This is a genomic window from Sphingomonas sp. JUb134 (assembly GCF_004341505.2).
Lineage (GTDB): Bacteria > Pseudomonadota > Alphaproteobacteria > Sphingomonadales > Sphingomonadaceae > Sphingomonas.
Genome location: NZ_SLYP02000001.1, coordinates 781,628 through 804,472 on the forward strand (window position 1 = coordinate 781,628; position 22,845 = coordinate 804,472).

21 protein-coding genes and 1 tRNA gene are annotated in these 22,845 nt (G+C 70.5%); 11 read left to right on the forward strand and 11 right to left on the reverse strand.

The window, feature by feature from the left end; translation table 11 throughout:
* Positions 1 to 63 precede the first annotated feature (63 nt).
* On the reverse strand, positions 64 to 987 hold the full coding sequence (locus EDF69_RS03630; RefSeq protein ID WP_132883949.1) for a DnaJ C-terminal domain-containing protein: 924 nt from the start codon (positions 985 to 987) through the stop codon (positions 64 to 66).
* 96 nt (positions 988 to 1,083) lie between these two features.
* Here EDF69_RS03630 and EDF69_RS03635 point away from each other — a divergent pair, with 96 nt between their 5' ends.
* Entirely contained in the window at positions 1,084 to 1,773 is a 690-nt protein-coding gene (locus EDF69_RS03635; protein ID WP_132883950.1) for a DUF4197 domain-containing protein, read from the forward strand.
* A 9-nt stretch (positions 1,774 to 1,782) separates the two neighbouring features.
* Here the strand turns inward: EDF69_RS03635 and EDF69_RS03640 are convergent, their stop codons facing one another.
* The 4 genes from EDF69_RS03640 to ku all read right to left on the reverse strand — a co-directional run bounded on the left by EDF69_RS03640 (position 1,783) and on the right by ku (position 8,805).
* Positions 1,783 to 2,664, reverse strand: a complete 882-nt coding sequence (locus tag EDF69_RS03640; protein ID WP_132884008.1) for a transglutaminase family protein — start codon at positions 2,662 to 2,664, stop codon at positions 1,783 to 1,785.
* Positions 2,664 to 5,150 carry a circularly permuted type 2 ATP-grasp protein gene (locus tag EDF69_RS03645; RefSeq protein WP_132883951.1) on the reverse strand — a complete coding sequence of 829 codons (2,487 nt, stop codon included), beginning with the start codon at positions 5,148 to 5,150 and terminating at the stop codon, positions 2,664 to 2,666. The genes EDF69_RS03640 and EDF69_RS03645 overlap by 1 nt, the downstream gene beginning before the upstream one ends.
* An 81-nt stretch (positions 5,151 to 5,231) precedes the next feature.
* Positions 5,232 to 7,739 carry a DNA ligase D gene (gene ligD / locus EDF69_RS03650; RefSeq protein WP_132883952.1) on the reverse strand — a complete coding sequence of 836 codons (2,508 nt, stop codon included), beginning with the start codon at positions 7,737 to 7,739 and terminating at the stop codon, positions 5,232 to 5,234.
* Between the two features lie 127 nt (positions 7,740 to 7,866).
* On the reverse strand, positions 7,867 to 8,805 hold the full coding sequence (gene ku, locus EDF69_RS03655; RefSeq protein WP_132883953.1) for a non-homologous end joining protein Ku: 939 nt from the start codon (positions 8,803 to 8,805) through the stop codon (positions 7,867 to 7,869).
* 122 nt (positions 8,806 to 8,927) lie between these two features.
* Here ku and pdxH point away from each other — a divergent pair, with 122 nt between their 5' ends.
* Genes pdxH through EDF69_RS03670 form a run of 3 tightly spaced genes read left to right on the forward strand, consistent with a single transcriptional unit; the run spans position 8,928 to position 11,256 of the window.
* Positions 8,928 to 9,509 (forward strand): pyridoxamine 5'-phosphate oxidase, encoded by a 582-nt coding sequence (pdxH, locus tag EDF69_RS03660; protein WP_132883954.1) that lies wholly within the window; start codon positions 8,928 to 8,930, stop codon positions 9,507 to 9,509.
* The gene (locus EDF69_RS03665; protein WP_132883955.1) at positions 9,506 to 10,459 is read left to right on the forward strand and encodes a cation diffusion facilitator family transporter; all 954 of its coding nucleotides are present in this window, start codon (positions 9,506 to 9,508) and stop codon (positions 10,457 to 10,459) included. The genes pdxH and EDF69_RS03665 overlap by 4 nt, the downstream gene beginning before the upstream one ends.
* Before the next feature lie 2 nt (positions 10,460 to 10,461).
* A complete protein-coding gene (locus tag EDF69_RS03670) occupies positions 10,462 to 11,256 on the forward strand; it encodes a PhzF family phenazine biosynthesis protein (RefSeq protein ID WP_132883956.1) in 795 nt (264 codons plus the stop codon).
* Positions 11,257 to 11,477: 221 nt separating this feature from the next.
* Here EDF69_RS03670 and mnmA read toward each other — a convergent pair whose 3' ends face one another.
* Positions 11,478 to 12,587, reverse strand: coding sequence for a tRNA 2-thiouridine(34) synthase MnmA (mnmA, locus tag EDF69_RS03675; RefSeq protein WP_132883957.1), 1,110 nt, complete (start codon positions 12,585 to 12,587; stop codon positions 11,478 to 11,480).
* A 124-nt stretch (positions 12,588 to 12,711) separates the two neighbouring features.
* Here mnmA and EDF69_RS03680 point away from each other — a divergent pair, with 124 nt between their 5' ends.
* The 3 genes from EDF69_RS03680 (at position 12,712) to EDF69_RS03690 (ending at position 14,743) form a co-directional block, all read left to right on the forward strand.
* On the forward strand, positions 12,712 to 12,957 hold the full coding sequence (locus EDF69_RS03680; protein ID WP_204991305.1) for a hypothetical protein: 246 nt from the start codon (positions 12,712 to 12,714) through the stop codon (positions 12,955 to 12,957).
* A gap of 86 nt (positions 12,958 to 13,043) precedes the next feature.
* The gene (gene sciP / locus EDF69_RS03685; RefSeq protein ID WP_125961312.1) at positions 13,044 to 13,343 is read left to right on the forward strand and encodes a CtrA inhibitor SciP; all 300 of its coding nucleotides are present in this window, start codon (positions 13,044 to 13,046) and stop codon (positions 13,341 to 13,343) included.
* A gap of 110 nt (positions 13,344 to 13,453) precedes the next feature.
* The gene (locus EDF69_RS03690) at positions 13,454 to 14,743 is read left to right on the forward strand and encodes an adenylosuccinate synthase (protein ID WP_132883958.1); all 1,290 of its coding nucleotides are present in this window, start codon (positions 13,454 to 13,456) and stop codon (positions 14,741 to 14,743) included.
* Positions 14,744 to 15,021: 278 nt separating this feature from the next.
* Here EDF69_RS03690 and EDF69_RS03695 read toward each other — a convergent pair whose 3' ends face one another.
* The 4 genes from EDF69_RS03695 to EDF69_RS03710 all read right to left on the reverse strand — a co-directional run bounded on the left by EDF69_RS03695 (position 15,022) and on the right by EDF69_RS03710 (position 19,007).
* Positions 15,022 to 15,930: a prephenate/arogenate dehydrogenase family protein gene (locus EDF69_RS03695; protein WP_132883959.1), complete on the reverse strand. Its 909-nt coding sequence runs from the start codon at positions 15,928 to 15,930 to the stop codon at positions 15,022 to 15,024.
* A complete protein-coding gene (hisC, locus tag EDF69_RS03700) occupies positions 15,930 to 17,021 on the reverse strand; it encodes a histidinol-phosphate transaminase (RefSeq protein ID WP_132883960.1) in 1,092 nt (363 codons plus the stop codon). Before hisC ends, EDF69_RS03695 begins: the two co-directional genes overlap by 1 nt.
* A gap of 253 nt (positions 17,022 to 17,274) precedes the next feature.
* Positions 17,275 to 17,967, reverse strand: a complete 693-nt coding sequence (locus tag EDF69_RS03705) for an RlmE family RNA methyltransferase (RefSeq protein ID WP_132883961.1) — start codon at positions 17,965 to 17,967, stop codon at positions 17,275 to 17,277.
* A complete protein-coding gene (locus EDF69_RS03710) occupies positions 17,964 to 19,007 on the reverse strand; it encodes a Ppx/GppA phosphatase family protein (protein ID WP_204991306.1) in 1,044 nt (347 codons plus the stop codon). The genes EDF69_RS03705 and EDF69_RS03710 overlap by 4 nt, the downstream gene beginning before the upstream one ends.
* Before the next feature lie 250 nt (positions 19,008 to 19,257).
* Here EDF69_RS03710 and EDF69_RS03715 point away from each other — a divergent pair.
* Both EDF69_RS03715 and EDF69_RS03720 read left to right on the forward strand, forming a co-directional pair.
* A tRNA-Gln gene (locus tag EDF69_RS03715) sits at positions 19,258 to 19,331 on the forward strand.
* Between the two features lie 114 nt (positions 19,332 to 19,445).
* Positions 19,446 to 20,315 (forward strand): PEP-CTERM sorting domain-containing protein, encoded by an 870-nt coding sequence (locus EDF69_RS03720; RefSeq protein WP_132883962.1) that lies wholly within the window; start codon positions 19,446 to 19,448, stop codon positions 20,313 to 20,315.
* 104 nt (positions 20,316 to 20,419) lie between these two features.
* Here the strand turns inward: EDF69_RS03720 and EDF69_RS03725 are convergent, their stop codons facing one another.
* Complete coding sequence (locus tag EDF69_RS03725) at positions 20,420 to 20,977, reverse strand: hypothetical protein (protein WP_132883963.1); 558 nt, start codon at positions 20,975 to 20,977, stop codon at positions 20,420 to 20,422.
* Positions 20,978 to 21,041: 64 nt separating this feature from the next.
* Between EDF69_RS03725 and EDF69_RS03730 the strand changes: the two genes are divergently transcribed.
* Together EDF69_RS03730 and EDF69_RS03735 are read left to right on the forward strand one after the other, a co-directional pair.
* Entirely contained in the window at positions 21,042 to 21,713 is a 672-nt protein-coding gene (locus EDF69_RS03730) for a glutathione S-transferase family protein (RefSeq protein WP_125961305.1), read from the forward strand.
* A gap of 255 nt (positions 21,714 to 21,968) precedes the next feature.
* The gene (locus tag EDF69_RS03735; RefSeq protein ID WP_125961304.1) at positions 21,969 to 22,820 is read left to right on the forward strand and encodes a glucose 1-dehydrogenase; all 852 of its coding nucleotides are present in this window, start codon (positions 21,969 to 21,971) and stop codon (positions 22,818 to 22,820) included.
* Positions 22,821 to 22,845 lie beyond the last annotated feature (25 nt).

Here is a 22,845-nt window from a genome sequence, read left to right on the forward strand (position 1 = left end):
GCGCCTCCGGGCTTTCGGGGGAAACCGCGCCGACCGGAAGATCGGTGCCGGCGCGGGGATCGGTCACAGGCCGAGCTTCGAGCGGGGATCCTGATCGCGGCCGGGCCAGCCCTGCACGAACTCGACCAGCGCGTCGTCGCCGACCGGCAGGTCCACCATCAGCGTCACCAGCTGGTCGCCGCGGCCGCCGCCCTTCTTGTGGAAGCCGCGACCCTTGAGGCGCAGCACCTTGCCCGAGGTCGAGCCCTTGGGCACCTTCAGCATCACCGCGCCCTCGACGGTGGGCACGCGCACCTCGCCGCCCAGCACCGCCTCGGCAAGGCTGATCGGCAGGTCGAGGCGAATGTCGTCGCCGTCGCGGGTGAAGAAGCGATCGGGCTGCACCTCGATGGTGACGATCGCGTCGCCGGGGCCGCCGGGGCCCGGATCGCCCTTGCCCGCCAGGCGCATCTGGGTGCCGCTTTCGAGGCCGGCCGGAAGCTTCAGGTCGATGGTCTTGCCGTCGCGCAGCATGATGCGCTGCGGGCTGAGCGTCGCGGCATCGGTGAAGGAGACGGCGAGGCGATAGGGGACGTTGGCGCCTTTTGGTGCCTGGCGCCGGCCGAAGCTGCCGCCGCCGAAGCCGCCACGCTGACCGCCGCCGAACAGCCCCTCGAACAGATCCTCGAAGCCGCCGGCATCGCCGCCGCCGCCGAAGTCGAACTGGGTGCGTCCGCCGCCGCCCGGCCGCGGGCCGCCGCCGCCGAAGCCGAAGGGTGCGGTGGGATTGCCGTCGCCGTCGATCTCGCCGCGGTCGAACCGGGCGCGCTTGTCCTTGTCGGTGAGCAGGTCATAGGCCTGGGTCACCTGGCTGAAGCGCTCGGCGGCGTTGGGGTTGTCCTTGTTCCGGTCGGGGTGCAGCTCCTTGGCGAGCGTACGGTACGCCTTCTTGATGTCCGCTTCGCTCGCGTCGCGGGCCACGCCCAGGGTTGCGTAAGGGTCTGCCATGCCCGTTAGCTAGGCGGTGCAGGGCGCGGCGGCAATGGGGGCACGGCATCCATTTCCGAGGCGGAACGAAGCCGGGGCGCACCCGTTTCGCAGGCCATGACCGCCTGCGCCTCCCCCGCCCGCCGCCGCCTGCTCGTCCAGTCCGCGTTGCTGCTGCCGCTGCTTGCCCTGCCGGGCTGTGCCACGACGCTTGGAAGCTATGGCGTGGAGGAGGGGGTGCGGCGGCTGCTGACGCTGTCGAGCCAGCGCGCCTTTGCCCGGCTGACGGAGCCCGGCGGCTTCTATGACGACCAGCTGACGCGGCTGACGCTGCCCGATACCGGCGGCAACGACGTGCTGGGCGCGCTGCTGCGGACCAATGCGGTGCGCAGCCGGGTGGCGATGGCGCTGAACGACGTGGCGGTGGATGCGGCCGAGCGGGCGACGCCGGTGGTGCTCGATTCGATCCGGTCGATGACCGTCACGGACGCGATCGCGATCCTGCGCGGCGGGCCGACTGCGGCGACCGACCTGCTGCAGCGGCAGGTGGGCGGCGCGCTGGTGGAGGCGATGTTCCCCGAATTCTCGTCCGGCCTGCGATCGGACGCGCTGGAGATCCTGACCGCGGTGGCGGGCGCACGCACCGGCATCGACTATATGGCGCTGGCCCGCACGGGCGCGGAGCAGGCGGGGCAGGCGATCTTCCGAGCGATCGGGCGCGAGGAATCCGCGATCCGTGCCGACCCGCGCAGCACGCGGGACCCGGCGCTGATCGCGCTGCTGACGGGAAGCGCGCTGGTGCGCTGACGCGCGCCTTCAGTCCTCGATCGGCGCGACGTCGACCGAGACGGACATGGTCTGGGCGCCGGAGCCGAGTACCACGCCGTCGATGGGGGCGATTTCCGGATAGTCGCGGCCGACGGCGACGATGATGTGGTCGTTGGCCATCCAGATGCCGTTGGTCGGATCGACCCCGATCCAGCCGAGCCGGTCGCCGCACCACAGCAGCACCCACGCGTGGGTCGCGTCCGCCCCCACCAGCCGGGGCTGGCCGGGCGGGGGGAGGGTGCGCAGATAGCCCGAGGCATAGGCGGCCGGCAGCCCGGCGGCGCGAAGGCCGGAGATCATGATCTGCGCGAAATCCTGGCAGACGCCGCCGCGCTGGGCGAAGGCGACGTGCGGGGGCGTGTCGACCAGCGTGGCGGTGGTGTCGAAGGCGAACTCGCGCTGGATGCGCTGGGCGAGCGCGATTGCCGCCTCCAGCGCGCCGCGGTCCGGATCGAGCTCCTCGGCGCACCAGGCGCCGATGTCGCGGTCGAGCGGGATGTGGGGGGAGGGGAAGAGGTAGCTGGCCGGGCTCGCCGGGCCGACGTCGCGGCTGTCGCGCGCCCAGGCGGCGATTTCTGCCAGGGTCGGGTCGTCGGGGGCGGGCATCGGCAGCGGCCGGTCGACCGTCATCAGCGCGCGGCTTTCGATGGTGAGCTCGCGCTCAGGCTTTTCGACCACCAGCCGCATGACGTTGGCGAGCCCGGCCTGGGCGCGGGCGGGCGCGGTCTCGCCGCCGGGCTCGACCGAGAGGTGGTAATCGTCGAGCGTCTGGCCGGACCAGAGGATCGGCTTCAGCCGGAGGTTGCACCGCGCGAACCCCGCCGCATCGGCATATTCGAATCGCGTCACGTGCCGGATGGCATAGCGCATCATGCGAGCGTCAGCCCGGAGCCGCGCAACGGCTCGGCCCCCTGGAGGAAGTAGCGCGCGGCGATCGCGTCGGAGAGCTCCATGAGCTTGGCCTCCAGTGCGCCTATGGCGGCGGGATCGAGGCTGGCGGCAGTGGCGGTGGCGACCATCGCCTGCACCGCGGTCGCCAGTGCCTGCTGCGGCTCGGCGATGCCGGAGTCGGACAGCACGGGTAGCCGGGCGAGATGCTCGGCGATCGCCCCCACCTGAAAGGCGATGGCGCGCGGGTTGCCGGGATCAAGCGCGACCAGGTCCAGCACGGGCAGGCGCCCGAAGCTGGTGAGATAGCGTTGGCGATAGCTGATCTGGCTGTCGGCGAGGTCGAGCAGGGTGGAGAGATCGTCCGAGGTCGCCTCGCAACCGGCAAAGGTGCGAAGCGCGCGGGTGATCGCGAGCGCCCGCTCTATCCGCCGGCCGAGATCGTGGAAGCGCCAGGCGTCGGTGCGGGCCATGTGCTCGGCCGAAAGTCCGGCCAAGGCGGCGTAGCGGCGCTGGAGCGAGCCGGCACGGTCGAGCAGCCCCCCGCGGCTGGGATGGGGCGCGTCGAGCAGGCGCATCATGTCCGCCGACAGCCGATCGCGCGAGATGGCGCCGATGCCGGCGGCCAGCCGGTTGATCTGGCGGACGTTGTGCCACTGGCCCTCGGTACCGTCGATCGCGATGCGGGCGAACTCGACGAGCTCGCGGCGGCGGCGACCGGCAGGCGCAGGGGCGGCACCTGCGTCGGCGATCAGCGCGACCAGCCGCGCGACGGTCTCGTCGGCGAGTGCGGCGCCGGTGTCGGCGCTGATCGAATGGCCGAGCAGCACGCGGGTCGCGCCCAGCAGCGCCTCGCCGCGTTCCAGGTAGCGGCCGAGCCAGAAGAGATTGTCGGCGACCCGGCTGGGCAGGGTGCCGGGATTGCGGCGCAGCTCGACCGCGCCGGCGACGGGCAGGAGCGAGACGGGGAGCACCGGATCGGCGCCGTGGACGCAAACGTCGGCGGACCAGCTCCCCTCGCCCATCACGGTCGCGCGGGTATCCGGCTCACCGCCCAGGCGCGCGAAGCCGCCGGGAAGCACCGCCCACCGGCCGTCCGCGTCGCGCGCGGCGAAGACGCGGAGGGTGAACGGCCGCGGGGCGAGCCGCTCCCCCTCGGCAAAGGGCATGGTCGAGAGGCAGACCGCTTCCTGGCCGACATAGTCCTGCGGCCGGCGCGCCATGTCCTCGGCCAGGAGCCGGCGCGCGTCGGCATCGAGATCGGCACCGAGCACCGGGCCCCCGCCCGGAAGGCCGAGCGGGGCGGGGCCGAAGGCGGGTGCCACCACCATCTGATCGAGGTTGGCGAGCACGTGCGCGCGCTCGGCCGGCTGGCCGCACCACCAGGTGGCGATGTTGGGAAGCTGGAGCGGGGCGCCGTTCAGCCGCTGTGCGAGCGCGGGCAGGAAGGCGGAAAAGGCGGGTGCCTCGAGCATGCCCGCACCCGACGCGTTGGCGACGACGACGTTGCCGGCTGCCATCGCGTCGACGAGACCCGGCACGCCGATCGTCGAGCTGGCGTCGAAGGCGAGCGGATCGAGCAGGCGGGGATCGACCCGGCGGCACAGCGCGTCGATCCGCTTCAGCCCGGCGATGGTGCGGACGTAGAGCCGGTCGTCGCGGACGGCGAGGTCGGCGCCTTCGACCAGCAGGAAGCCCAGATAGCGCGCGAGATGCGCCTGCTCGGCATAGCTGGGGTTGAGCCGGCCGGGCGTGAGCAGGCCGATGCGCGGTTCGCTGCGGCGGCAAGTGGCGGCGAGGCCGTCGCGCATGGCGGCAAAGAAGGGGGCGTGCCGGCGGACGTTGAGCCGCCCCTGCAGGCCCCCCAGCGTGCGCGCGATCGCCAGCCGGTTCTCCAGCGCATAGCCGGCGCCGACGGGCGCGCGCAGATGATCGGCGAGCACGCGCCAGCGCCCGTCTGCGTCGCGGCAGAGGTCGGCGGCAAAGAAATGGAGGTGGTGGCCGCCCGGCGGCGTCACCCCCACCATCGGCCGCAGGAACAAGGGGCTGCCGGTGACCAGCGCGGCGGGGATCGCCCCCTCCGACACCAGGCGCCCGGGGCCGTAGAGATCGGCGGTCACCGCCTCGACCAGCTCGGCGCGCTCGGCGATTCCGGCGGCGATCGCCTGCCACGCGTCGCTGTCGATCAGCAGCGGGACCGGCGACAGCGGCCAGCGACGCTCCTCGCTCTCACCGGGCATGCGGTGGCCGAGGCCGACGTCGTCGGCCTGGCGCTGCGCGCGCTCGCGGGCGTGGTCGAGCGAGTCGCCGGTGGTGGCGGCAAGCTCCTCCAGCGCCGCGAGCCAAGGGGCGCGGTCCCCCGAATCGCACAGCACGTCGCCCGCAGGCGCCTGCGCGCAATAGTCGGCGGCCCACCGGCCGGCGATCGTCCGTGCGTCGAACAGGCTGGCTAGGGCGCGGCTCGCCAATTCAACACTCCGGTTGCAGCTGGAGGGTGTCGACCACAATCCTTGCCGCGGCGCAACCGCAGGCGGTGGCGGCGTGCTCCGTCAAAGATCGGGCAAGGGCTGGTCGGCGATGCCCCAGCCGGCGAGGCCGCGGCCGTTGGCGCGCTCGATGAGCTCGGCGGCATCGTGGATCGAGAAGCGCTTGGGCGTCTCGATGTCGCCGAACTCGGCCCAGCTGACAGGCGCCGCGACATGGGCGCCCGGGCGAGCGCGCGCGGAATAGGGCATGACGGCGGTGGCGCCGCGCTGGTTGCGCAGCCAGTCGATGAAGATGCGGCCGACCCGCTTGGCCTTGGACATGGTGGCGGTGAAGCGTTCGGGCTCGGCGGCGGCCACGGCGCGGGCGAAGCGATCGGCAAAGGACTTCACCGCCGGCCATTCGGCCTGGGGGGTGAGCGGCACGACGACGTGCACGCCCTTGCCGCCCGACAGCATCGGAAAGCTTGCGAGCCCCATGTCGGCGAGGTGGCGCTTCAGATCCTCGGCCGCGCGCTGGACGTCTTTCCAATCGAGGCCTTCGTCCGGGTCCAGGTCGAACACCAGCCGGTCGGGGCGCTCGACATCCTCGGCGCGGGATCCCCAGCCGTGGAACTCGATCGTGCCCATCTGCACGCAGGCCATCAGCCCATCGAGGTCGCGGACGTAGAGATAGGGCTGGGTCGAGCCGTCCTTCTCGCGAATGTCGACATGGTCGACATGGTCGCCGAAGCTGCCGGCGTCGTGCTTCTGGAAGAAGCACTGCTTGGCGCGACCCTGGGGACAGCGGACCAGGCTGATCGGGCGGTTGGCGACCCAGGGCAGCATGATCGGCGAGACCTGCGCGATGTAGGTGGCGAGATCGCCCTTGGTGGCGCCGTCCTCCGGGAAGATCACCCGGTCCGGGTTGGTGATCTTGATCGAGGAAGTCGGCACCTCGGCCTTGCCGCGCGCCGGCGCGGCCTCGGGCGTTTCGGCGACCACTTCCTCCGGGCGCTTGTCCTCGCGCAGGGCGATGAAGCTCGCGTGGCGGATGACCTGCTCGGCGGTGAATTCGGCGAAGGCGACCTCGGCGACGAGCTTGGGCTTCACCCAATGCGCGCCGCGCGCCGCCGCGCGGGGGACGGAGACAGGCGGCGTCTTGGTGGCGATCTTGTCGAGGCGTTCGCGCAGGTCGTCGATGGTGTCGGCGTTGAAGCCGGTGCCGACCTTGCCGGCATAGACCAGGCCGTCGGGCCCGTTCACCGCCAGCAGCAGCGAGCGCAGGCCGCGGCTGGCGGCGGTGGAGGGCGACCAGCCGACGATCACGAATTCCTGCCGGCGGATGCACTTGGTCTTGAGCCAGCCTTTGGTGCGGGTGCCGCGGTAGGGAGCGTCGGCGCGCTTGGAGACGACGCCTTCATAGCCCTCCCGGCACATCGCCTCGAACAGCTTCTCGCCGGCGCCGACGACATGCTCGGAGTAATGGAGCCGCGCGTCGACATTCTCGATGAGGGGGCGCAGCCGGTCCTTGCGCTGCACCTGGGGGAGGGCGCGCAGGTCCTCGCCGTCCACCTCGAGCAGGTCGAAGGCGAAAAAAGCCATGTCGCCGCCGTTGCTGATCGCCTCCTGCAGCGTCGAGAAGTCGGGGCGGCCATCCTTGAAGGCGACGATCTCGCCGTCGATCAGGGCGCTGCCGGCGGGGATGGCGGCGGCGGCCTCGGCAATGCCGGGGAACTTGGCCGTCCAGTCGAGGCCGCTACGGGTGTAGATGGTGGGGCCGCCCTTGCCGATCGCGACCAGCGCGCGATAGCCGTCGTACTTTACCTCGTGCAGCCAGGCGTTGCCGGCGGGTACGGCATCGACCAGCGTGCACAGCTGCGGTTCGGTGAAGGCGGGGCGCTTGCCGGCTTGCGCGGTCTTTGCGCGCGACTTGGCCGGGGCGCGGGGCTCGGGCCTGGCGGCGGCTTTGGTGGCCGTCTTGGCAGCCGGCTTCGCCTTGGGCTTGGTCGCGGCCTTCTTGCCAGCGGCGATCTCGTCCATCGTCCTGCCGGTCTTCACGCTGGTGAGCGCGGTTTCGACCAAGGTGTCGGCGCCGCCGGCCTCCGCGTCGTCGATCTTGCGCAGCAGCCAGTTCTCGTTCTTCTCGCGGCCGCGCGGTTTCAGCCGGATCAGCAGCCACTCGCCCTTCATCCGCTCGCCGTCGAGGACGAAGTGGAGATGACCCTTCTCCAGGTCCTTGGCGGACTTGCCGGCGATCGGCGCCCAGGTGCCGTCGTCCCACAGCATCACCGTGCCGCCGCCGTATTCGCCCTTGGGAATGGTGCCTTCGAAGTCGCCATAGGAGAGCGGATGGTCCTCGGTCCGCACCGCCAGCCGCTTCTGGTCGGGATCGAGGCTGGGGCCGCGGGTGACCGCCCAGCTTTTGAGCACGCCGTCGAGTTCGAGGCGGAAGTCCCAGTGGAGGCGGGTCGCGTCGTGCTTCTGGACGATGAAGCGGTTGCCGTGACCGGGCTCCAGCGTGCCCGCGGGCTCGGCGGTGCGGCTGAAGTCGCGCTTGGCGTTGTAGAGGGCGAGGGGGTCGGTCTTGGGCATTTAGCGGGTCCTCCCCTCGCGTACCCCGGCGGAGGCCGGGGTCCAGGTGGGACTCGCTGGCCGTTGCGCTGCTGGGCTCTGGATCCCGGCCTGCGCCGGGATACGGGTGTGGGGCGCGGGGAGAGCGTCAAGCACGTTTGCGGGCCGGGGCCTTGGCGGCGGGTTTGGCGGCCGGCTTCTTCGCGGCCGGCTTGTGCGCGGGCTTGTCTTCGGCCGCGTCGTTCGCCGCCTTGCTCGTCGTGCGCTTCTTGGGTGCGGGCTTGCCGCTGGTCTCCCCCGGCTTCTCCAGCGATTTCTTGAGCGCGGCCATCAGGTCGACGACGTTGGAGCCGGTGGGGCGGGCGTCCTCGTCGTCGCTGGTGTCGACGATCTTGCCCTTGGACTTCTTCTTGCGCTCGATCAGGTCTTTCAGCGCATCGACATAGCGGTCGTGGAATTCCTGCGGATCGAACTTGGCGGTCTTCTTGGCGATCAGCGTCTCGGCGAGGTCGAGCAGGTCCTCGTCCGGCTTCTCATCGGGGATGTCGCGGAAATAGCCTTGCGCGCGATGCACCTCGTCGGCGTAGCGCAGCGTCTCCAGGATCATGCCGCGCCCGCAGGGTTTCAGGCTCACCACATATTCGCGGCCGCGCAGCGCCAGCTGGCCCAGGCCCACCTTCCTGCTGCGGCGAAGCGCCTCGCGCAGGACGATGAACGCCTCCTCGGCGAGGTCGTCGGCCGGCACCACGAAATAGGGCTTTTCATAGTAGAGCACGTCGATCTCGTCGGCATCGACGAACTGGGTGAGCTCGAGCGTCTTCTTGGACTCGAGCTTCACGGCGTCGATCTCATCCTGTTCGAGCAGGATGTAGTTGCCCTTCTCGACCTCATAGCCCTTGACAATCTCGTCGGGATCGACCGGGCCGACGCCGGCCACGCTCTTTTCGTACTTGATCGGCTTGCCGGTCGGCTCGTGGATCTGACGGAAGGAGACCGCCGCGCCCGACTTGGTCGCCGAATAGATTTCCACGGGGATCGACACCAGCGCGAGCCGTATCTGCCCCTGCCAATACGCTCTTGCCGCCATCGCCGTTTCCTTGTTGCGCAACCGATGCAATTCCCAGGAGAAAGAGTCGTTCCCGGCTCCGCTCGGAATCGGCACGAGGGCCAGGGGTGCGAAACGGGCCGAAGCGGCGTATAGGGCCGCGCATGACGACCGACCCTTTCGCGCTGTTCGACACCTGGCTGGACGAAGCCGCGGCGAGCGAGCCCAACGACCCCAATGCCATGGCGCTGGCCACGGCGGACGCGGGCGGGCGCCCGTCGGTGCGCGAGGTGCTGCTGAAGGGCCATGGCCCGGACCTGGGTTTCGTCTTCTACACCAATCGCGAGAGCCGGAAGGGCACCGACCTGGCCGCCAATCCCCAGGCGGCGCTGCTGTTCCACTGGAAGGGGCTGCGCCGGCAGGTGCGGATCGAAGGCGCCGTCGTCCAGGCGAGCGACGCCGAGTCGGACGTGTATTTCGCGTCGCGGCCGCGCGACTCGCAGCTGGGCGCCTGGGCGTCGCTCCAGTCGCGCCCGCTGGAGGCGCGCGAGCGCTTCGACGAGCGGTTCGCAGAGGTGCAGGCGCGCTTTGCGGGCGGCGACGTGCCGCGCCCGCCGCACTGGGGCGGCTATCGCGTCGTGCCCGACACGATCGAGTTCTGGCAGGACCGCGCCTATCGCCTGCACGAGCGGCGGCTGTTCACCCGCACGGCGGACGGCTGGACCGAGGGGCTGCTGTTCCCATGACCGAGGCCGAACGCGGGCGGATCATCCCCTATGCGGTGCGGGCGGCGATCGCGTCGGTCGCGATGGCGCTGGCGCTGCTGTCGCTCAAGGGCGTGGCGGCCTGGACCACCGGATCGGTGGCGATGCTCGGCAGCCTTGCCGACACCGCGCTCGACCTGCTCGCCAGCCTCGTGACGCTGTACGGCGTGCGGCTGGCGGCGACGCCCGCGGACCACGACCACCGTTTCGGCCACGGCAAGGCGGAGGCGCTGGCGGCGCTGTTCCAGGTGGCGCTGATCGCGGCTTCCGCCGTCGGCATCGCCTGGCGCGCCATCGCCGCCTTTGCCGAGCCGGGCGAAACCGCCGACCCGGAGTTCGGCATCGGCGTGTCGATGGTGGCGATCGTCGGCACCTTTGCGCTGCTCGCCTATCAGCGTTCCATCATCCGAAAGACCGGATCGGTCGCGGTGCGCGCGGACAGCGTCCACTATCAGTCGGACCTGCTGCTCAACCTGGCGGTGATCGCGGCGATCGCGCTCGACCACTATGTCGGCTGGTCCGGCGCCGATCCGGTGTTCGGCATTGCCATCGCGCTGTGGCTCGCCTGGGGTGCGTTCCGCGCATCGAGCCAGGCGATCGACCAGCTGATGGACAAGGAGTGGCCCGAGGCCGAGCGGCGGGCGTTCCTGGACGTGGCGGCGCGCCAGGAGGGGCTGCGCGGCATCCATGACTTCCGCACGCGCCGCTCCGGCAGCCATGACTTCGCGCAGTTCCACATGGAGGTGGACCGCACGCTCAACGTCGCCGAGGCGCACGATATCGTCGAGGCGGTCGAGAAGAACCTGCGCCGCGCCTATCCGCGGGTGGAGGTGCTGATCCACCTCGATCCCGAGGGCCACGTCGATACCGACAATCCGCTGGTGGAAGCGGACGTGACGCCGCACTGGTTCGGCAAGCGGGTGGGAGGATGAGCATGCGGGTACCGTTCACGCAGGTCGATGCGTTCGCCGACGCGGCCTTCGGCGGCAATCCGGCGGCGGTGCTCCAGCTCGACGCCTGGCCCGAGGACGCGGTGCTCCAGCAGGTCGCGGCCGAGAACAACCTGTCGGAGACCGCGTTCCTGGTGCCCGACGCGAGCGGCGAGGCCGATCGCGAGCTGCGCTGGTTCACCCCCACCGAGGAGGTGATGCTGTGCGGCCATGCGACGCTGGCGAGCGGCCACACGCTGCTGTCGGCCGATCCGGCGCTGGAGCGGGTGCGGTTCCGCACGCGCCGTGCCGGGGTGCTGGAGGTGGCGCGCGACGGGGACGGCTATGCGATGGTGCTGCCGGCCTGGGCGCCCGAGCCGAAGCCGCTGCCGGAGATCGTGGCGGCGCTTGGCTGTGCGGTCGAGGAGACGCTGTGGCACGCCAACGGCTATGCGCTGGCGGTGGTGGCGCGTGCCGAGACGGTCGAGCAGCTCCAGCCCGATCCCGCGGGGTTGATGGTGGAGGGCGAGGCGATCGTGATCGTCACCGCGCCGGGGCGCGACACCGACGTGATCAGCCGGGTGTTCGCGCCGGGCTGCGGGATCGCCGAGGACCCGGTGACGGGCTCCGCCCATGCGGTGATGGCGACCTATTGGACGCAGCGGCTTGGGCGCGACCGCTTCACCGCCTATCAGGCGAGCGCACGCGGCGGGCGGCTGAGCGTGCGGCTGGACGGGGAGCGCGCGGTTCTGGGCGGGCGCTGCGTGACGGTGATCGAGGGAAGTTTCCTGCTGCCGTGAGGGTGGGGGCCGGGAGGCTTGTACTCCGTGCCGATCCATTCTTCCCCGTTCGTGCCGAGTAGAGACCGAGTAGCTGCGCCAGCAGCGTATCGAGGGCTCGTATCGAGGTACGGTTCCGCGCGCCCACCCTCCCTCGATACGCCCTCTCGATACGCGGCTGCGCCGCTACTCGATGGCTACTCGGGATAAACGGATTTGGTGGGGAGAGCGCTAAGGCTCCGTCAGGCCGCCAGCGCCATTGCCGACTCGGTCTCCGCGATCCAGCCGCCGCCGAGCACGCGGTCGCCGGCGTAGAGCACCGCCGCCTGGCCGGGTGCCACGCCATATTCCGGAGCCTCGAACACCAGCCGGTCGCCCTCCAGACGCGCGGGCACGGGCTTGGCCATCGAGCGGACCTTGGCGGTGAGCGGCTGGCCGCGGTCGCCGCCCAGCCAGTTGATGTCGGCGAGCCGCGCGGCGCCGACCGCCAGCGCGATGCGCGGACCGACCACCAAACGCCGGGTCTCCGGCTCCAGCCGGACCACGTAGAGCGGCTCGGGCTGGCCGCCGATCTCGATCCCGCGGCGCTGGCCGACGGTGAAGCCGACGAGGCCGGCGTGGCGGCCGAGGACGCGGCCCTCCAGGTCGACGATCTCGCCACCGGCGTCGGCGCCTGGGCGCAGCTTGCGGACCAGCCCGGCATAGTCGCCGTCGGGTACGAAGCAGATGTCCTGGCTGTCGGGCTTGGCGGCGACGCCCAGCCCCATCTCCGCGGCGATCTCCCGCACCCGCGCCTTGGGCATGCCGCCCAAGGGGAAGCGGATGAAGTCGAGCTGCGCGCGGGTGGTGGCGAACAGGAAATAGCTCTGGTCGCGCGCGGGATCGACCGCGCGGTGGAGCTCGGCACCCTCGGCGCCGAGCACGCGGCGGACATAATGGCCGGTCGCCAGGCAATCCGCGCCCAGATCGCGGGCGAGCGCGAGCAGGTCGGTGAATTTGGGCCCCATGTTGCACTTTACGCACGGGATCGGCGTGCGGCCGGCGAGATATTCGTCGGCGAAGTCGTCGATCACGTTCTCGCGAAAGCTGGTCTCGTGATCGAAGACATAGTGGGCGATGCCCAGGCTGTCGCACACCGCGCGTGCGTCGCGGATGTCGCGGCCGGCGCAGCAGCTGCCCGCCCGGCCGACCGCGGCGCCATGGTCGTAGAGCTGGAGCGTGACGCCGATCGTCTCGGCACCCGTGCGCGTGGCCAGTGCGGCCACCACCGAGCTGTCGACACCGCCGGACATGGCGACGACGATGCGGCGCGCGCGCACCGGGGACTCGAGCTGGAAATCGCCTTCGATCATGGGCGGCCACATAGGAGGCGCGACGAGCGGATGCAAAAAGCAGGACGGAAGGGAGCCGCTTTTACGGGCTGTTTAGCATCTTTCCCTAGACCGGACGGCTACCGAACGGTTGGAAGGAGTCTCGTTGGACCTGAGTTTCGCCCGATTGGAGCGCGGCATTGCGGTCACCGCCCTGCCCGTCGATCTGGCCGTGCTGCTTGCGGGGGCAAGCGCGCGCCAGGCGGCAAGCGCCACCGCCCGGGTGCAGGCAAAGGTCGCCATGGCACGGGCAAGCGAAGGCTTGCTGTCGCCGCGCCACGGGGCGTTCCATCCGGCGGTTGCGGAAGCGCTGCGCCCGCCGCGCGTGGCACCGGGGGAAGGGCAGGGGTGAAGGGAATCTTTACCCGCGAGGCATAACAGGGATCAGAACCGGGAGTCGGTCGTGTTGGGGCAGGCCGGCGCCCCTAGAGGTAGAAGATGATCGAGAACCAGAAGATCCGTCCCGCAAAGGTGATCGGGCCGCTCGGCGAGCCGCTGACGCTCGATTCGCTGCCGCCGCCCGACACGACGCGGTGGGTCGTCCGGCGCAAGGCGGAGGTGGTCGCGGCGGTGAACGGCGGGCTGCTGACCATCGACGAGGTCTGCAGCCGCTACAGGCTTTCGCCCGAGGAATTCGCCAGCTGGCAGCGCGCGATCGACCGGTCCGGCATGCCGGGGCTGCGTGTGACGCGCATCCAGCATTATCGCTCGCTCTACGAGCGCCAGCAGAAATACTGATCGGGCGGCGTCCCGGCTGCCCGCTGCGCCGCGCGTGGCCTCTACGGGTGGACGCGGACGCCCCCGCGCTTTAGGGCGGCCCCGCTTTTCACGCATATAAAGGAACTGGCGTGGCGAACGTGGCGGTAATCGGCGCTCAATGGGGCGACGAGGGCAAGGGCAAGATCGTCGATTGGCTGGCGGAGCGTGCCGATGTGGTGGTCCGCTTCCAAGGCGGGCACAATGCCGGCCATACGCTGGTGGTCGACGGCAAGACCTATAAGCTGTCGCTGCTGCCCTCGGGCATCGTGCGCGGCACGCCTTCGGTGATCGGCAACGGCGTGGTGCTGGACCCCTGGGCGCTTCGCGACGAAGTGGCCCGCCTGCGCGACCAGGGCGTGGAGGTCACCCCCGACACGTTGCGTATCGCCGACAATTGCACGCTGATCCTGCCGTTCCACCGCGACCTCGACGGGCTGCGCGAGGATGCGAGCGGCGCCGGCAAGATCGGCACCACCCGCCGCGGCATCGGCCCGGCCTATGAGGACAAGGTCGGCCGCCGCGCGCTGCGCGTGTGCGACCTCGCCCACCTCGATTCGCTCGAGCCGCAGCTCGATCGCCTGTCCGCGCACCACGACGCACTGCGCGCGGGCTTTGGCGAGCCGCCGATCGATCGTGCCGCGCTGCTCGAGCAGCTGCGCGAGATCGCGGGCTTCGTGCTGCCGTTCGCGCGGCCGGTGTGGCGGGACCTGAACGAGGCCCGCACCCGCGGCCGCCGCATCCTGTTCGAGGGCGCACAGGGCGTGCTGCTCGACATCGATCACGGCACCTATCCGTTCGTCACCTCGTCCAACACCATCGCTGGCACCGCGGCGGGCGGTTCGGGCTTGGGCCCTGGCGCCGTCGGCTTCGTGCTGGGGATCGCCAAGGCGTACACCACCCGCGTCGGATCGGGTCCGTTCCCGACCGAGCTGGAGGATGCGACCGGCCAGCGGCTGGGCGAGCGCGGCCATGAGTTCGGCACCGTCACGGGCCGCAAGCGCCGCTGTGGCTGGTTCGACGCGGTGCTGGTGCGCCAGTCGGTCGCGGTGTCCGGCGTGACTGGCATCGCGCTCACCAAGCTCGACGTGCTCGACGGGTTCGAGGAAATCTCGATCTGCACGGGCTACAAGCTCGGCGACGAGACGCTCGACTATTATCCGGCGCACGCCGCCGACCAGGCGAAGGTGGAGCCGATCTATGAGACGATGCCGGGTTGGCAGGAGTCGACGGCAGGCGCGCGCAGCTGGGCCGAGCTTCCGGCGCAGGCGATCAAGTACATCCGCCGCGTGGAGGAGCTGATCCAGTGCCCGGTGGCGCTGGTGTCGACCAGCCCGGAGCGCGAGGACACGATCCTGGTGCGGGATCCGTTCGCGGACTGAGGCGTACTTGTGCCCCGGCGAAGGCCGGGGCCAAGGTGGGAAGGCGGCGGGTGGGCCGCGGCACACCCGCCGCGCGCTGGCTCAAGAAGCAGGCCCGTTCGCCCCTTTACTGTATCCACGCGCAGGCGGGGATCCAGGGCCAAGCAGAGCAACGGCGGTTATGCCCGCAACCCTGGGCTCCTGCCCTTCGCAGGAGCACGGCTTGGGCATGCTCCATCACGGCCTGCTGCTCAACTGGGCCCCGGCCTTCGCCGGGTACGGTGTTGGGTGAGCCCCCGCTATTCGTGGTTGCGGCCGAAGTCGGCGCGGGCGTCGTCCTGGCCTTGCTCGACGATCGAGCGGCGGATCGCGCGGGTGCGGGTGAAGCGGTCAAACAGTTCGTCGCCCTGGCCCCAGCGGATCGCACGCTGGAGCGCCGACAGATCCTCCGAGAAGCGCTGGAGCATGTCGAGCACCGCCTCGCGGTTGTTGAGGAACACGTCGCGCCACATCGTCGGGTCGGACGCCGCGATGCGGGTGAAGTCGCGGAAGCCGCCCGCGGAATATTTGATCACCTCGCTCTGGGTCACTTCCTCCAGGTCGGAGGCGGTGCCGACGATGGTGTAGGCGATCAGGTGGGGCAGGTGGCTGGTGACGGCGAGCACGCGGTCGTGGTGCTCGGGCGCCATCCGCTCGATGTCGGCGCCCAGCCGGCGCCAGAATTCGGCGACGCGCTCGACGGCGACGGGGTCGGCGTCTTCGGCGGGGGTGAGGATGCACCAGCGGTTGCGGAACAGCGTCGCAAAGCCTGCCTCCGGCCCCGAGCGCTCGGTGCCGGCGACCGGGTGGGCGGGGATGACGGCGACGCCGGGAAGCGCTTCCGCCAGTGCCTGGGCGACGCTGGCCTTGCTCGAACCGACGTCGGTGACGATCACGCCTTCGGGCAGGTCGGGCGCGAGCTCGGCGGCGACGGCACCGATCGCGCCGACGGGTACGCACAGCACCACCAGCTCGGCATCGAGGACGGCGGCGCCCGGATGATCGGCGACGTCGTCGACGAGGTTCAGCGCGCGCGCGGTCTCGCGCACCTGGGGGTCGGCGTCGTGGCCGGTGAGGCGGACGTTCGGCATCGCCTCGCGCACCGCGCGCGCGACCGACGAGCCGATCAGCCCCAGGCCGATCACGGCGACGCGGGCGAAGGGCAGCATCAGCCGACGATCCCGCGCAGCGCCTCGGCCAGGCCGCGCATCTGCTCTTCGGTGCCGATGGTGATACGCAGGCCGTTAGCGAGGCCCTGACCCGGCAGCCAGCGGGTGATGTAGCCCGCGTCCATCAGCCCCTTGTAGGCGATCTCGGCCGAGACCGGCCCCTCGAACAGGACGAGGAGGAAGTTGGTTTCGGACGGCACGGCGCGCAGGCCGGCGTTGCCGAGTGCGGCGACCTCGCCCGCCAGCCACTCGCGCCACTGCCGGTTGTGGGCGCGGCTGCGCTCGACGAAGCCGGTGTCGCCGACGGCGGCGATGGCGGCGAGCTGGCCTGCGGTGGTGACGTTGAAGGGCGCGCGGATGCGGTGCATCGCGTCGATCGCCGCGGCCGAGCCATAGCCCCAGCCGATCCGCTCGGCGGCAAGGCCGTGGATCTTGGAGAAGGTGCGGGTGACGAAGACGTTGTCATGCGCCTCGACCAGCTGGAGGCCGAGGTCGTCGTCCTCCGGCTCCAGATACTCGGCATAGGCCTGGTCGAGCACCAGCAGCACATGCGACGGCAGTCCGGCGTGCAGGCGCGCGATCTCGGCGGCGGGCGCGAAGGTGCCGGTCGGGTTGTTGGGGTTGGCGACATAGACGAGCGTGGTGCGATCGGTCACCGCGGCCAGGATCGCGTCGACATCGGTCGCATAGTCGCGGTCGAGCGCCACCACCGGGGTGGCCCCTACGCGGCGGATGGCGATGTCGTAGACCGCGAAGCCGTAGCGGACGTAGATCGCCTCGTCGCCCGGGCCGGCATAGGCGCCGGCGGCGAGGTGCAGCAGCTCGTCCGAGCCGGTGCCGTAGATCACGCGCGCAGGGTCCAGGCCATGGGCGGCGGCGAGCGCCTCGCGCAGCGCGATCGCGCTCGGGTCGGGATAGCGCTCCAGGCTCGCCTGGGCTGCCGCGAATGCCGCCTTCGCCTCGGGCGAGGTGCCGAGCGGGTTCTCGTTGGCCGAGAGCTTTACGACCGGCCGGCCGCCGTCGTTGGTCGCGCGGCCCGGAATATAGGGCGCGATGTCGAGGACCCAGGGCTTGGGAGCGGGAGCGTTCATGGCGTGGGGAGTGGCGCAACGCCTCGCCGAAGGCAAGGCGTGGGCTGGGGCGTGGAAACACGGAGCCGTGGTAGCTCGTCCTTCGTCCCTGAACCCGTAGGCGCAGGCAGACCTGTACCCCGGCGAAGGCCGGGGTCCAGCTCCGGAGTTTTCGGTGGTGTGCGCTCCCTCGCCAACGCATCCCGACTGGGCCCCGGCCTTCGCCGGGGTACGATGCCCAGCTGGCAGTGGAAGGCCGCCCTCGCGGCGAGGCCTACTCGTCCGCCGAGTCTTCCGCCGCCACCTTCGCGCGGCCCTTGAAGCCCTGCGCGATCACATACCATTCCGACGAACCCTTGCGGCTTGCCGGGGGCTTGGCGTGCTTTACCGTCGCGAAGTTGCGCTTGAGTTCGGCGATCAAGGCATTGTCGGCGCCGCCCGCCAGCGACTTGGCGACGAAGGCGCCGCCGGGGCGCAGCACTTCGCAGGCGAACATCACGCCCGCCTCCACCAGCGCCATGGTGCGCAGGTGATCGGTCTGCGGGTGCCCGACGGTGTTGGCCGCCATGTCCGACATCACCAGGTCCGCCTCGCCGCCCAACGCCTCACGCAATAGGTCCGGCGCGGTTTCGTGGAGGAAGTCGAGCTGGAAGATGGTGACGCCGTCGATCGGATCGACGGGTAAGAGGTCGATGCCGGCGATGGCGGCGGAGGGCGCGAGCTTGCGCACGACCTGCGACCAGCCGCCCGGCGCGATGCCGAGGTCGACCACGCGCTTGACGCCGCGCAGCAGGTGGAAGCGCTCGTTGAGCTCCAGCAGCTTGTAGGCGGCGCGGCTGCGATAGCCTTCGGCCTTGGCGCGCTTCACATAGGGATCGTTCAACTGGCGTTCGAGCCAGCGGGTCGACTGCGCGGTGCGGCCGCGGGCGGTGCGGACGCGCTGGCGCCCCGGAGGTGCGCCCCTCATGCGTAGCGCCCCTGCATCAGGCGGCGCAAAATGCCCTCGCGGATGCCGCGATCGGCGATGCCGAGGCGCTCGGCCGGCCACAGGTCCAGGATTGCCTCCAGGATGGCGCAGCCGGCGACCACCAGGTCGGCGCGCTCGGGTCCGATGCAGGGCACCTTGGCGCGGCCGGAGAGCTCCAGCCCGGCAAGCCGGCGGCTGACCTGGCGCATCGCGTCGGCCGGCACGATCAGCCCGTCGATCGCCGAGCGATCATAGCTGTCGAGCCCGAGATGGACGCTTGCAAGCGTGGTCACGGTGCCGCTGGTGCCGAGCAGCCGGCGCTGGCCGGTGACCTCGGGCAGGCGCGCGGCAAAGGGTGCGAAGCTTTCGGACACGCAGGCGCGCATCGCGTCGAACGCGCCGCTGGCGATCGGCGCGGCGCGGCCGGCGCCCAGGCTTTCGGTCAGCGACACCACGCCCCAGGGGGTGCTGTGCCAGTCCACGACCCGGGGAACCGGCCCCGCGGTGTCGAGCAGGACCAGTTCGGTCGAGCCGCCGCCGATGTCGAACACCAGCGCCGGGCCGTCGCCCGGCTCCAGCAGCGCATGGCAGCCGAGCACGGCGAGTCGGGCCTCCTCCTCGGCCGAGATCACGTCCAGAAAGATACCGGTCTCCTCATGTACGCGCCGGATGAAGTCGGCGCCGTTGGTCGCGCGCCGGCACGCCTCCGTCGCGACGGCGCGCGACAGGGTGACGTTGCGGCGGCGCAGCTTGTCGGCGCAGATCCGGAGCGCGGCGATGGTGCGTTCGATCGCGGCTTCGCTCAGCCGGCCGGTCGCCGCAAGCCCTTCGCCGAGTCGCACGATTCGCGAAAAGGCATCGACGACCGCGAAGCCCGATCCTTGCGGCCGCGCGATCAGCAGCCGGCAGTTGTTGGTGCCGAGGTCCAGCGCCGCGAAATGGCGCGCCTTGGCAAAGCGCGATTGCGCTGGTGCATGTGGTCCCGAACGGGCGGGGGCAACGCCCCGCCGGTGCGGCAACCGGGCGGTGGATTCCCCCATGCCGTCACTTTCTTCTTATGTTCTGTTCCGTCACGGCGGAGATCCGCCGCTCGGTGCTTGACGGAAAAGCTAGCGGAACCTTCTGGCAACGGCAAGGCGAGGCTGGGACCGGAACGGCGGCGAAGACGGGTTCCGCGACGGGGCGCCCGCTGGGGTCGCCGGAGCGTGCGCGGCGCGTCGATCGCGCATCCGCGTGAAAACAGGCTTGACCGCGTCGCGCGCGCCCCCTAACAGCGCGCCCTCACGACGTTGCCCTGTCGTCTAATGGTAAGACTACGGACTCTGACTCCGTCAATCGTGGTTCGAATCCACGCGGGGCATCCACTCTCCCACAGTGCCGGATCTTTTCTCCCGCCTTGTGCAAAGGCGGTTGCAGTTGCGCGCCGAATGCCGATGAAGCGGCGGGCGGCCGGAGAGGCGGCGCATCGGGAGAGAGGCATGAAGTTCGCACGCTGGATCGGGATCGTGGCGGCCACGCTGCTGGCGGGGGCTGTTCCCGCGGGGGCGGAGACGATCCTGTTCGTCGGCAACAGCTTCACCTTCGGCGCCAACTCGCCCGCGTGGAAATATCGTCCCGACACCGTCACCGACCTGAACGGCGAGGGTCTGGGCGGCGTGCCGGCGCTGTTCAAGCGGTTCGCGGACCAGGCCGGGCTCGACTATCAGGTGTCGCTGGAGACGGCCGGGGGCCGCACGCTCAACTGGCACTGGCAGAACCGCCGCGACCGGTTCGACCGCGCCTGGGACCATGTCGTGCTGCAGGAATACAGCACCCTCGATCCGGAGAAGCCGGGCGATCCCGCCGGGCTGGTGGAGGGCGTGCGACGCCTGTCCGCCCTGTTCGCGGCGCGCAATCCCAAGGTGGACCTGCGGCTGATGGCGACCTGGTCGCGGCCGGACCTGGTGTTCCAGAAGCCGAGCCCGTGGAAGGGCAAGCCGATCGAGACCATGGCCCGTGACCTGCGCCGTGCCTACGATCGGGCGGCGACGGTGCGGCCGGGCACGCGCGTGCTGCCGGTGGGCGAGGGCTTCAACTGCGCGATGACGCGCGGCGTCGCGGATGCGAACCCCTATGACGGCATCGCTTACAATCAGGCGCCGCTCTGGTCCTACGACCAGTATCACGCGAGCGTGTACGGCTATTATCTGGAGGCGCTGATCGTGTTCGCCGAGATCACCGGCCGCGATCCGCGGACGCTGGGCCGCGAGGAGGCTTCCGCGATCGAGCTCGGCATCGGCAGCGACATGGCCGAGCGGTTGCAGGCGGTGGCGTGGGAGGCGACGCGGCCGGGCACCCGCTGCCGCTGAGCCTGTCGAAGACCCGTATCGAAGCACCTGAGGCGGTCCTTCGATACGCCATTTCGACTGCGTTCAATGGCACTCAGGACAAACGGATTGATGGCTGTCAGACGTCAGCCGATCCGCGCCTGCTTGCGTTGGCGGACGGCGAGCCAGCCGAAGGCGGCGTAGATGCCGAGTGCCGGCCAGCCGCCGTCGGTGACGAACAGATAGGCGATGCCGATCGCGCCGCTGCCCGCCAGCAGCCCGGCCAGCCACCTGGGCGGGAACTCGCGCGCCAGCAGCATTCCGCCGACGACGGTCAGCGCGAGCGCGTTGGCGGCGAGCCAGAGGTAGGAGGCGGTGGCGCCGATCGAGCCGGCGAACGGCAGCTTCACCGTCGCATAGCCGGTCATGGCGTTGGGGAAAGTGTCGGCGGCGACGTGCAGGCCGATGCCGAGCGCGAGCCCGGCCGCCGCGGGACGCCAACGTGACGGCCCGAGCAGCAGCAGAGCGGGCAGCAGCGGCCCGTGAGTGAGGATGCTGCGGTGGACCAGGCCCAGCGAGAGGTCGAGGTCGGGCAATGTCGTGCCCGACACGCACGCGAGCAGCACCGCGCCGGCGCAGGCGGCACGGTGGCGCGACACTTCCGCCAGCAGGATCGCGCCCGCAAGCCACAGCACTGCCGTCATTCTCTATGCCCGTCCTGCATCAAGCCCCTTCCGCCCGCGTGCCCGCCCGCCTAACAGCAAAGCCATGTGGCAGCTCCTGCAATTCCCGCTGTGTCCCTTTTCACGCAAGGTCCGCCTGCTCTTGTCGGAAAAGGGCGTCGGTTATGAACCCGTGCGCGAGTCGCCCTGGGCGCGCCGCGACGAGTTCCTCGACCTGAACCCCGCCGGGCAGACGCCGGTGATGGTGGACGTCGAGCGCGGCGTCACGCTGATCGATTCGATGGCGATCTGCGAATATTTCGAGGAGACGGTCGACAAGGCGGCGATGCTGAACGGCACCGCGGCCGACCGGGCAGAAATCCGCCGGCTCGTCACCTGGTTCGACACGCATTTCTTCCGCGAGATCACCGGGCCGTTGCTGCTGGAGCGGATGGAGAAGCGCATCGTCCACCGCCTGCCGCCCGACACGCGCGCGCTGCGCGACGCGATGAAGGCCGCGGTCGAGCATCTCGACTACATCGACTATCTGCTCGACCACCGCGCCTGGCTGGGCGGGGCGACCATGAGCCTGGCCGATCTGGCGGCCGCGGCGCAGATCTCGGTCGCGGACTATCTGGGCGGGATCGACTGGAAGACGCACACCACCGCCAAGCGCTGGTACGTCGGCATGAAGAGCCGCCCGAGCTTCCGCCCGCTGCTCGCCGAGCGGATGGAGGGCGTGGCCCCGCCGCCGGATTACGAGAAGCTCGACCTTTAGGGTCGCTCGACGTTGCGGGCGAGCGTGGACTCCTCGCCTTCTGTTCGTATCGAGCAGCCATCGAGCTTGTCGAGATGGCGTGTCGAGAGACCGGTTGCGGTGGCTCTCTCGATACGGGCTCTCGACAAGCTCGATCCCTACTCGAGACAAACGGGGTGGGCGTAAGGGGCAATCGGGCCGAGGCGACCACGTCGGAACATCGGCTGCGGCCTCCCGTTCTCCGGCTAACCCCCAGAGACGAAAAGGCCTTCCGCGATGAGCGACTTCGACCCGATGATCCATGAAGATGCGCTGCCCGGCCACGAGAGCCGGATGGACGACAAGCCGGACTGGACGCCACGCTACCCCGGCTCCGGCAGGCTGAAGGACAAGGTGGCGATCGTCACGGGCGCGGACAGCGGCATCGGCCGTGCGGTGGCGGCGCTCTATGCGCGCGAGGGCGCGGACGTCGCGATCGTCTATCTGTGCGAGCACGACGATGCCGAGAAGACCGCCGAGATCGTGCGCGGCGAGGGCCGGCGCGCGCTCACCATCGCGGGCGACGTCGGCGACAAGGCGTTCTGCGAGCAGGCGGTGGCGCAGGTCATCGCGGAGTTCGGCAAGCTCGACGTGCTGGTGAACAATGCCGGCGAGCAGCATGCCGACAAGGAAATCACCGACATCACCGAGGAGCAGCTGCGCCGCACCTTCCAGACCAACATCTTCGGCATGTTCTTCCTGGTGCAGGCGGCGATGCCGCACCTGAAGCCGGGGGCGGCGATCGTGAACTGCACCTCCGTCACCATGTACCAGGGGTCGAAGGAGCTGCTGGACTATTCTTCCACCAAGGGGGCGATCACTGCCTTCACGCGCAGCCTGTCCGAGAACCTGATCGAGAAGGGCATTCGCGTGAACGCGGTGGCGCCGGGGCCGATCTGGACGCCGCTCAATCCCTCGGGCGGGGCGACGCCGGAGAAGCTGGAGAGCTTTGGCGAGTCGACGCCGATGGGCCGCCGCGGCGAGCCCAATGAGGTGGCGCCGTCCTTCCTGTTCCTGGCGTGCGAGGATGCGAGCTACATGTCGGGGCAGGTGCTGCACCCAAATGGCGGGACGATCGTCAACGGATAGGCCAGAACCGGTGCTCCCGCGCGGG

Bases quoted from the DNA above. Each gene is read 5' to 3' on its own strand.
- EDF69_RS03630 (WP_132883949.1), bottom strand. From the start codon at position 987: ATGGCAGACCCTTACGCAACCCTGGGCGTGGCCCGCGACGCGAGCGAA.
- EDF69_RS03635 (WP_132883950.1), top strand. From the start codon at position 1,084: ATGACCGCCTGCGCCTCCCCCGCCCGCCGCCGCCTGCTCGTCCAGTCC.
- EDF69_RS03640 (WP_132884008.1), bottom strand. From the start codon at position 2,664: ATGCGCTATGCCATCCGGCACGTGACGCGATTCGAATATGCCGATGCG.
- ligD (WP_132883952.1), bottom strand. From the start codon at position 7,739: ATGCCCAAGACCGACCCCCTCGCCCTCTACAACGCCAAGCGCGACTTC.
- ku (WP_132883953.1), bottom strand. From the start codon at position 8,805: ATGGCGGCAAGAGCGTATTGGCAGGGGCAGATACGGCTCGCGCTGGTG.
- pdxH (WP_132883954.1), top strand. From the start codon at position 8,928: ATGACGACCGACCCTTTCGCGCTGTTCGACACCTGGCTGGACGAAGCC.
- EDF69_RS03665 (WP_132883955.1), top strand. From the start codon at position 9,506: ATGACCGAGGCCGAACGCGGGCGGATCATCCCCTATGCGGTGCGGGCG.
- EDF69_RS03670 (WP_132883956.1), top strand. From the start codon at position 10,462: ATGCGGGTACCGTTCACGCAGGTCGATGCGTTCGCCGACGCGGCCTTC.
- mnmA (WP_132883957.1), bottom strand. From the start codon at position 12,587: ATGATCGAAGGCGATTTCCAGCTCGAGTCCCCGGTGCGCGCGCGCCGC.
- sciP (WP_125961312.1), top strand. From the start codon at position 13,044: ATGATCGAGAACCAGAAGATCCGTCCCGCAAAGGTGATCGGGCCGCTC.
- EDF69_RS03695 (WP_132883959.1), bottom strand. From the start codon at position 15,930: ATGCTGCCCTTCGCCCGCGTCGCCGTGATCGGCCTGGGGCTGATCGGC.
- hisC (WP_132883960.1), bottom strand. From the start codon at position 17,021: ATGAACGCTCCCGCTCCCAAGCCCTGGGTCCTCGACATCGCGCCCTAT.
- EDF69_RS03705 (WP_132883961.1), bottom strand. From the start codon at position 17,967: ATGAGGGGCGCACCTCCGGGGCGCCAGCGCGTCCGCACCGCCCGCGGC.
- EDF69_RS03710 (WP_204991306.1), bottom strand. From the start codon at position 19,007: ATGGGGGAATCCACCGCCCGGTTGCCGCACCGGCGGGGCGTTGCCCCC.
- EDF69_RS03720 (WP_132883962.1), top strand. From the start codon at position 19,446: ATGAAGTTCGCACGCTGGATCGGGATCGTGGCGGCCACGCTGCTGGCG.
- EDF69_RS03725 (WP_132883963.1), bottom strand. From the start codon at position 20,977: ATGACGGCAGTGCTGTGGCTTGCGGGCGCGATCCTGCTGGCGGAAGTG.
- EDF69_RS03730 (WP_125961305.1), top strand. From the start codon at position 21,042: ATGTGGCAGCTCCTGCAATTCCCGCTGTGTCCCTTTTCACGCAAGGTC.
- EDF69_RS03735 (WP_125961304.1), top strand. From the start codon at position 21,969: ATGAGCGACTTCGACCCGATGATCCATGAAGATGCGCTGCCCGGCCAC.